At 36.1% G+C, this 6,029-nt stretch carries 5 protein-coding genes and 2 pseudogenes; 5 read left to right on the plus strand and 2 right to left on the minus strand.

The features are described from left to right. Nucleotides 1–160 precede the first annotated feature (160 nt). A pseudogene (locus AC1DIT_RS26775) lies at nt 161–265 on the minus strand (tyrosine-type recombinase/integrase); the annotation flags it as partial. Nucleotides 266–296: 31 nt separating this feature from the next. On the opposite strand from AC1DIT_RS26775, the pseudogene AC1DIT_RS26780 reads away from it, so the two are divergent. After that, nucleotides 297–371: pseudogene (locus AC1DIT_RS26780) on the plus strand (YolD-like family protein); the annotation flags it as partial. 78 nt (nt 372–449) lie between these two features. Further along, a complete protein-coding gene (locus tag AC1DIT_RS26785) occupies nt 450–794 on the plus strand; it encodes a hypothetical protein (protein WP_016113309.1) in 345 nt (114 codons plus the stop codon). A gap of 201 nt (nt 795–995) precedes the next feature. Here AC1DIT_RS26785 and AC1DIT_RS26790 read toward each other — a convergent pair whose 3' ends face one another. Continuing rightward, nucleotides 996–2,393, minus strand: coding sequence for a sigma-54 interaction domain-containing protein (locus AC1DIT_RS26790; protein WP_016132988.1), 1,398 nt, complete (start codon nt 2,391–2,393; stop codon nt 996–998). Between the two features lie 184 nt (nt 2,394–2,577). Here AC1DIT_RS26790 and AC1DIT_RS26795 point away from each other — a divergent pair, with 184 nt between their 5' ends. The 3 genes from AC1DIT_RS26795 to AC1DIT_RS26805 form a co-directional block, all read left to right on the plus strand. Next, the gene (locus AC1DIT_RS26795; RefSeq protein WP_016113311.1) at nt 2,578–3,582 is read left to right on the plus strand and encodes a proline racemase family protein; all 1,005 of its coding nucleotides are present in this window, start codon (nt 2,578–2,580) and stop codon (nt 3,580–3,582) included. A 366-nt stretch (nt 3,583–3,948) separates the two neighbouring features. After that, nucleotides 3,949–4,698: a plasmid pRiA4b ORF-3 family protein gene (locus AC1DIT_RS26800; RefSeq protein ID WP_016113312.1), complete on the plus strand. Its 750-nt coding sequence runs from the start codon at nt 3,949–3,951 to the stop codon at nt 4,696–4,698. A 4-nt stretch (nt 4,699–4,702) separates the two neighbouring features. Beyond that, nucleotides 4,703–6,029: hypothetical protein (locus AC1DIT_RS26805; protein ID WP_476998539.1), on the plus strand; the 1,327-nt coding region annotated here is incomplete at its 3' end.

The following is a 6,029-nucleotide window of genomic DNA, read 5'->3' on the forward strand; positions in this document are numbered from 1 at the left end:
ATAATCAAGCGGCTTAATTCAAAAAAATGAAACCCGATAGGGTTTATTTCGTATGCAAATCTTTAAATTCTCTACACATAATCTTTATAAAAAAGAAACAACCTCTATAATAATTAACGTTGTATGAGCTTAGCTTGATAGCGATGTGGAGGTACCCCTGTTAGATTTGAAATGTACCAAGTATATTGTTTTTCTCTTCTTTATTGGTTTCGATATGTTTAAGTGTGATTTGTGGTGTACCATGATTGAGTATTTCTTGCAACATGGGGTTCCACCAATATGAAGGAATAAATTGAATTTTTGAGGAGCAATACAAGGTTCTAAAGCCATTTTTGACTGAGGATACAAAAGAACGGATTGAAAGAGCATTAAAATAGATTAATACTCCATAAATTAATATAATGTAATATGCATGTCCCATTATTTAAAAATTGAAAGGAGTCATTGTAATGATTATTTGGAGAGGTAAAGGAATGTTAGTAGCCTTAGCATTTATTTTAGGGTTTATGATAAATGCAATCCTTTTTAGTTTTTTGCAAGTGAACACGGAAGATAAACTTGGATTTATTTTGCAAGGAATATTTTCGACTATATCTATAGCGATGATTAATTATTTTTTCACTAAAAAGTTTATATCTGATAGTGTACGAACATTCGTCGATGAACAAACCGGAGAAAGAGTTCAAATAAAAGATAAATCTTCATTATTTTTCATTCCAAATAAGTATTGGACTTGGATTATTCTAGTTTTAGGTGTTGTAATTATTATTAATGTTAGTGCGCAATTATCATAATTTTTTTTATTATATAAGGGATCACCATATCATTTAAAAAAACTCTGATCTTTTTAAAATCAGAGTTTTTTATACGGTTAATAACTAAGGTTTCTATTTGATTAGGTATCCCCGTAGTCCCTCAGTCTCAGCTAATAGAAGTTACTCAGTTATTCCATAAAAGGGCGCTTTAAAAAAGCCTATGATTCGGGGATTAATATATTAAATATCCGTTTTATCAAAAGTAATCTCATACTTCTTCATCTTCTTATACAAATTAGCCCGTGACATTCCTAATTTTTTCGCCGCAACACTTTTATTCCCATAAGTCTTTTGTAACGTTTGAAGAATGCGTGTTTTTTCTAGACTTTCTCTTTCATCAGTAAGTGAAAGTGTAGCTTGGCTAACGGGCTCTGAAAAAGATTTTGCTTGCGGCAGTAGCTTGAGAATGTCTGATTCGTATATTTCGCTACCTTCGTGAAGAACAATCAGTCGTTCTATGAAATTACGTAACTCGCGGATGTTACCTGGCCAAGAATATGCATGTAATCGCTCAGTTGCCTTTTGATGAACGAAAGGGGTTGGTTTGTTATATTTGAACGAAAATTCTCTGAAGAAATGATGAGCTAAGTAAGAAATATCATCCGTTCGTTCCCGAAGTGGCGGAATGCAGGCAGTAAATACGTTGAGCCGATAAAATAAATCAGACCGGAACGTTCCGTTTAATACCATATCTTCTAATATACGATTCGTTGCAGCGATAATTCTGACGTTAATTTTTTTCGGTGTTTGTCCTCCGATTCGATAAATCTCTTTTTCTTGTAAAGCTCTCAGTAGTTTCACTTGCATATCAAGTGGGAGTTCGCCTACCTCATCTAGAAATAAAGTACCGCCGTCTGCTAATTCTATTTTTCCAGGTTTTCCGCCTTTGGCAGCGCCGGTATATGCACCAGATTCATAACCAAATAATTCACTTTCAAATAAAGCATTCGGGATGGCACCGCAATTAATCGGAATAAATGCTTTTTTACTTCTTAAACTCGCCTCGTGGATCGCTTGTGCAAAAATCTCTTTTCCAACACCGCTTTCCCCAGTAATCAAAATCGTCGCATCTGTCTTCGCTACCTTTTTCATGTCGTGAATGATATGCTGGATTGCCAAGTTATTTCCTTTTATATTACTGAAGGGATCGTCTCGATTATTTTGAATCATTTGTTGTTTGAGTTGCTGGAGTTCTTCAGATGTAGAGGATAACTTTTCGTTTAATTTAATCGTTGCTGTAATATCTTTTTCTACAGACATCGAGCCAATCAGTTCGTTATTTTCATCATAAATGGGAGTTGTACTAATCAATACATGCTTATCTGGCCGCGGGAAGTGATAAATATCTCGAATCGGTTGCTCTGTTTTCAAAACTTTTAAATTCATAATATCTTCTTTTAAGAAAAACTCTTGAACATTCCTTCCGATAATCTCTTCTTTCTTAATATCATACATCTTTTCCGCCGCTTCATTCCAATACAGCATCACACCTTGCGTATTTACGATAGAAATCGCTTCTTCTACATAAGAGAGTAATGTATGTAAAGTAGGCCCCGCAAAAAAATCAAATTGTTTCATAGAATCCCCCTTTAAGTCGTACACAAAAGTAGACACTTGTAGACAGTTTTGTCGCTAAAAGGATACAACTTTTTCAAGGCAATGTAAACTAAATGACAGAATATTCATTTCTTTATTCATTGGCACGATACTTGCTAATAAAAAAGTAAGACACTTTTAAAATACAAACATGGAGGAGATAGAAATGAAGATTAGCAAAATATACACAACAATTGACGCACACGTAGCGGGGGAACCATTACGTATTATTACAGGCGGAGTGCCAGAGATAAAAGGGGAAACGCAATTAGAAAGAAGAGCTTATTGTATGGAGCACTTGGACCATCTTCGCGAAGTTTTGATGTATGAACCGAGAGGGCATCATGGGATGTATGGTTGTATCATTACGCCGCCGGCAAGTCCTCATGCTGATTTTGGGGTATTGTTTATGCATAATGAAGGCTGGAGTACAATGTGCGGCCATGGAATTGTTGCGGTCGTCACAGTAGGAATTGAAACTGGCATGTTCGAAGTGACAGGCGAAAAACAAAAATTCATTATTGATAGCCCGGCAGGAGAGGTGATTGCGTACGCAACATATAGTGGAAACCAAGTAGAATCCGTATCATTTGAAAATGTTCCTTCTTTTGTTTACAAAAAAGATGTTCCTATAAAAATTGATGGCTATGAATTTCAAGTAGATATTGCTTTTGGAGGAGCATTTTATGCTGTTGTCGACAGTAAAGAATTCGGTTTAAAAGTGAATTTTAAAGATTTACCTACCATTCAAACGTGGGGCGGGAAAATTAAACATCACGTTGAAAGTCAAATGGAAGTAAAGCATCCTCTTGAAGAAGATTTAAAAGGAATATATGGCGTTATCTTTTCCGATGAACCAAATGAAAAAGATGCAACGTTACGAAATGTGACCATTTTTGCTGATGGGCAAGTAGATCGTTCTCCTTGTGGAACAGGCACTTCCGCAAGACTTGCAACTCTTTTTGAAAAGGGTGCTTTGCAGAAGGGAGAAAGTTTCATCCATGAATGTATCACTGACGGACAATTTATCGGAGAAGTATTGTCCGTGACAAAAGTAGATGAGTACGAGGCAATTGTTCCAAAAGTGACTGGTCAGGCATTTATTACAGGATTCCATCAATTTGTAATGGATCCGAGAGATCCGTTAAAGCGGGGGTTTTTATTGGTTTAATGTTTTATGAAGAGGTTGCCTGTTGGGGTGGCCTCTTTTTTATTTGGGGTTGGGGGGCGGAATTTGTCGGCTGGTCGATATGTTGCGTCGAATCTCTGATATATTGGATAGAATGTTCGATATCATTTTATTTAGATGAATATAAATTGTAATCCAACAATTTAGCTTTGAAGGAAAAGTAGAGTGGCATATGGAACAAAATAAACATGGTGAAATATGCTATTATTTTCATATAAAAGTGCGCAAAAAAGATACCGTGGCAAGAGTGGAAGTGGTGTATCTGGTGGAGAGTTCATGATGGCTATATATTTTGTGTATTGTTTATAATGACTTTTATAAGCTATGAAAAAAAGAAGGTGTTTCAATATGTTGATAAACAAAATCGTATTAGATCTGATTGGGGAAATTAAAAAAACTGATCTTTGGAGAGTAATGCCTCCTGCTGAAAAGGAACGTTTAGAAGAAATTATAAAGTTTGTCGGTGGACAAGATATAGATAAAGTAAGAGAGGGAAAGCCTGTGAAACCCGCTATCTATCAATTTAAAGTTACATTAAAGGGAATTCGCCCACCGATTTGGAGAAGATTTCTGATCGATAATCAAATGACATTTGTAGAGTTACATGACATTATTCAAATTGTAATGGGATGGCAAAATTCTCATTTATATCGTTTTGACACTGGAGATGCGTATGTTGAAATCCAAGACGATTCATTTGATTTCTTCCCACCTTCTGTTGAAACATACGATGCACAAGAAACACAGGTAGGAGAATTAATAACAGAAGAAAAACAAAAATGTGTATATACATATGACTTCGGTGATGATTGGGATCACCAGCTAGTACTAGAGGAAATATTACCAATTGATGAGAAGATTACTGTTCCTACATGTCAAAAAGGAAAGCGCGCGTGTCCACCTGAAGATTGCGGAGGCATTTACATGTATAACGAAATCCAAGCAGCATTAAAAGGTGAAGGTGAGCTAGACGAAGGAATGGAAGAATGGCTCGGAGAATTTGATCCAGAGGAATTTGATTTGGCGTTTGTTAATGGGGTTTTGGAGATGTATGCTGCTGGGGAAGTAATATATGGTGGAAATGATGAGGGAGAGTGAGGGTATGGCGCAAGCTGTCTCATTACAAGATTTGTGTAAGGAATTAGAGAAAGAAGAATTGATTGCATTAGTGAAGCATTTGGCAGATCAGTATATGGATATTGATATGGCTGTAATGGAATGGTATGCATTACAGAAGGGAACTGAAAAGAAAGAACCTGTATCAAATAAGCTACTTTGGGAATATTGGGACAGAGCAGAAGCGATTATTAGTGACTTTAACGATTACGGCGGTGGACCTGAACATCTTGAATATGATGTTTATGAATATTTGGAGAAAATGACGGACGTATTATCTCAGTATTCGATTTCTACTCAAGAGAAAAAGTTACTCATTAATAGAGTGTTTACGCAATATGCAATCGGTAATTCTGGATTTGATGATGTGCTAACGGACAAAATCTATGAAATATGTGAGTCTGATTCGGATTGGAGGCATGTGGTTCAGTTACTTCAAAAACACCCTAGTGATTGGAATCGAACGCTTATTATGCGCATTTATAAAGATCAATTACAAGATGGAGAAGCGTATTTAGAGTTGCGCTTACAATCTTTAAAATATGGGATGGACTATTGGGATTTAGTAACATATTACCTGTCACAAAGTCAAATCGATCAAGCAGTTGAGGTAGCAGAAGCAGGAGTAGAGAACGGACAAGGTAGACAAACAGAATTATTCGCATTTCTATTTGATTACTATGCGGAGCAAGAGAAACTGAATCAATTGCAAGCTTTAATAGACCGTGCTTTCCAGAAGCAATCAGATATTGACCTAATACGTGACCGCGCATTTATATACTTTAAACAGAAGAATGATTATGAAGAGGGAAAAAACATTTTAATACGAGCATTTCGCACGGATTATCGCGGTAAAAGCCATGCTGAAGACTTCCATTTCATGAAAGAGCACCTTTCAGCTGAAGATTGGGCAGAAGTACAAGATGAGATGATAGGAATTGTTCAAAAAGAAAGTACAAAGGATTACTTGGAAATTTGTTATGACAGTGAAATGTATGAGGAGATATTAGAAGTCATTTTAGATACTAGAAGAATAGCGTTTGAATCTCCCTATACAAACTTTGATGACTTGGCAGATAAACTCATAGACAAGTACCCGAGGGAAATTATTGAATACTATTGGATCAAAGGCTGTCTTCTTATCCAAAACGGCAATCGCAAACGCTACAAGCAAGCTATAAAACACTTCAAAAAAGTAAAAGATATTTACGAAACGAAACTACAAGAACAAGACGTATGGAAAAAACGTCTAGAAGCACTAAAAATACAGCATAAAACGAAGCGAGCATTGTTAGATGAGCTGAGAGTAATTG

This window comes from Bacillus sp. 05T22, assembly GCF_056396765.1.